This is a genomic window from Wolbachia endosymbiont of Nomada ferruginata, from assembly GCF_001675785.1.
GTDB classification, from domain to species: Bacteria; Pseudomonadota; Alphaproteobacteria; order Rickettsiales; family Anaplasmataceae; genus Wolbachia; species Wolbachia pipientis.
In genome coordinates, this window is the sequence record NZ_LYUY01000139.1 from 1 (window position 1) to 2,260 (window position 2,260).

At 33.9% G+C, this 2,260-nt stretch carries 4 protein-coding genes and 1 pseudogene; 3 read left to right on the forward strand and 2 right to left on the reverse strand.

Annotation, left to right across the window (positions count from 1 at the left end; genetic code table 11):
* Window positions 1-83: 83 nt before the first annotated feature.
* Window positions 84-260 (reverse strand): annotated as a pseudogene (locus BA053_RS05990) (LD-carboxypeptidase); the annotation flags it as partial.
* Window positions 260-901 carry a lipoyl(octanoyl) transferase LipB gene (gene lipB, locus BA053_RS05995; RefSeq protein WP_255356259.1) on the reverse strand — a complete coding sequence of 214 codons (642 nt, stop codon included), beginning with the start codon at window positions 899-901 and terminating at the stop codon, window positions 260-262. The gene lipB and the pseudogene BA053_RS05990, both read right to left, overlap by 1 nt.
* A 227-nt stretch (window positions 902-1,128) precedes the next feature.
* Here lipB and BA053_RS06000 point away from each other — a divergent pair, with 227 nt between their 5' ends.
* The 3 genes from BA053_RS06000 (at window position 1,129) to BA053_RS06005 (ending at window position 2,072) form a co-directional block, all read left to right on the forward strand.
* Window positions 1,129-1,362: a DUF6290 family protein gene (locus BA053_RS06000; protein ID WP_012673333.1), complete on the forward strand. Its 234-nt coding sequence runs from the start codon at window positions 1,129-1,131 to the stop codon at window positions 1,360-1,362.
* Between the two features lie 84 nt (window positions 1,363-1,446).
* The gene (locus tag BA053_RS08190; protein WP_245611038.1) at window positions 1,447-1,593 is read left to right on the forward strand and encodes a type II toxin-antitoxin system RelE family toxin; all 147 of its coding nucleotides are present in this window, start codon (window positions 1,447-1,449) and stop codon (window positions 1,591-1,593) included.
* 164 nt (window positions 1,594-1,757) lie between these two features.
* Complete coding sequence (locus tag BA053_RS06005; protein WP_064085789.1) at window positions 1,758-2,072, forward strand: GIY-YIG nuclease family protein; 315 nt, start codon at window positions 1,758-1,760, stop codon at window positions 2,070-2,072.
* The last annotated feature ends 188 nt before the right edge of the window (window positions 2,073-2,260 follow it).

The window sequence follows — 2,260 nt, forward strand, 5'->3', positions numbered from 1 at the left end:
CTGTTGGATATTTTTTCCTCATCTCTTACCTCAATATTCTTTCTTTATATACTACGTATTCCTTGGTTTGTGGACAACCTCCTATATATTTTCTCCGAAATATGGGGATTAAAATCCAAAGCTTCTACATATTCTTTTATAGTAGTCAGATCTGATTCTTTTCCCTTCGAAGAAGGAGCAATAATATCAACTTGGTCGATTGCATGAATACTTGTGTTAGCACATAAAGTGAGAATGAAATATAAAAGATAAACAATCATTAAAATATCTTATAAAACTCTTTTTTTAGTATATCATCCAATTCAGAGAGTGGAACTTTCACTCCTAGTTCTTCCATTGACGTGACGCCATAATCTTGCAACCCACAAGGAATAATACCCTTATAGTGAGAGAGGTCTGGAAAGACGTTAAGCGCTATGCCATGATAAGTTACCCATTTTCTTAAACGGATACCAAAAGCTGCAATTTTTTTTTCTACTCCGTTATGGTTTACCCAAATGCCTATTCTATCTTCTCTAAACTCTCCAAGTATATTAAATTGCTTTAAAACATTTATGATCCACTTACTTAGATCTCTAATATATAGCTTTATATCGCATTTGTTTCTTTTTTTAAGGTTTAACATTAAATATATAATGCGCTGTCCTGGACCATGATATGTGTGTTTACCACCCCTTCCTGTTTTATATATGGGAAATAGTTTTTCAACAATATCATCAGCTGTTGCACTGATTCCTGCAGTGTAAAGTGGAGGGTGCTGGAGTAGCCATACCAATTCGTCTGCTAAATTATTGTGAATTTGTTGAATTTTCTCTTCCATAGATTTTACAGCACAATTATAATCAATAAGCTGATTAGATATTAGCCATTCTGTCATGTTCAATTTCTTTTTTTTTAGTATAGCAGTTCGTTTTTTCCTGTTATTCCAGTGTGTGACACTGAGCGCAGCCTTCCTTATTCCTAATATACTTAATACTAACTTCTATGCTATTTCTCCTTAACAAACATAGTACATGACAAATGTTTAATTATTTGTCAACACAGGTCCTCTTTACGTATAGGCAACTTTTTTTATTGAAAAATTCAGAAAAATGTTGTATAATTATTAGTAGATTTTAGGTAAAATATATGGCAAACTCAAAATTTAGCATAACTTTCAACAACGAAATTTCAGAGTGTCTTGCTGGACTGGCTAAAATAAGAAATAAGTCCATTAAAGAACTAGCAGAGAAGCTAATACAAGAAGCAATTGAAAATGAGGAAGATAAAATACTAATTGAGCGTGCTGCTAGACGTAATGTTTCAGGTGTGAAGAAAATTAGAAGTGAGGATGTAGACTGGAATACAATATTATCTTCATAGAAAGCGTTCTTGAGAAAGACCTTCCAGCTCTTCCAAAAACAATAAGATTAAGGATCATAAATGCGATAAATAAGCGCCTTACAGTTGAACCTTGGTGAGTCATTATATTACAGATTTAAAGGACAAAAAAGATTAAGGGTAGGTGATTATCGCGTTATCTATTCCGTAAATATTATAAAATATGAAGTGGTTATCACAGAGATAGGACACAGAAAAGACATTTATAAGTAAGTACATCATATAAACATTAAATATATTTTGTATCCGTTCAGCAGAGTGGCAAAATAGGTAGACAAGGTGATCTAAAAAGATAATCATAGAGTAAATGTGAGGTAAGTCCTTACAATAAATGGTGCCATCCCAGTGCCCAGACACTGGGATCCAGGTTACTATATATGAAAAGTTATTATGTTTATATACTTGCAAGTGAACGAAATGGAACCCTGTATATAGGTATAACATCAAATTTAATCAAACGAATTTGGGAGCATAAAAGCAAAGCCATTTCCGGTTTCACGTCAAAGTACAATGTTAGTAAATTAGTCTACTTTGAGGAGTTTCAAGACATAAATTTAGCAATTAGTAAAGAAAAGCTTCTAAAAAGCTGGCAGAGAAAATGGAAAATAAACTTAATTGAAAAAACAAATCAAGAATGGAAAGATTTATATGATGAAATCGTATCTGGATTCCAGTGTCAAGCACTGGAATGACACCATTTGTTGGTATCCGTTCAGCGGAGTGGCAAAATAAGGTAGACAAGATAAATCAATCCCAGTGTCAAGCACTGGGATGACAAGGTATAAACCTTATCGTCATGCCGCCGCGAACCGTCATACCGCGATTCATTCGCGGTATCTCTAGATCCCGCTAACAAGTAGCGGGATGACGGTTATCAGGC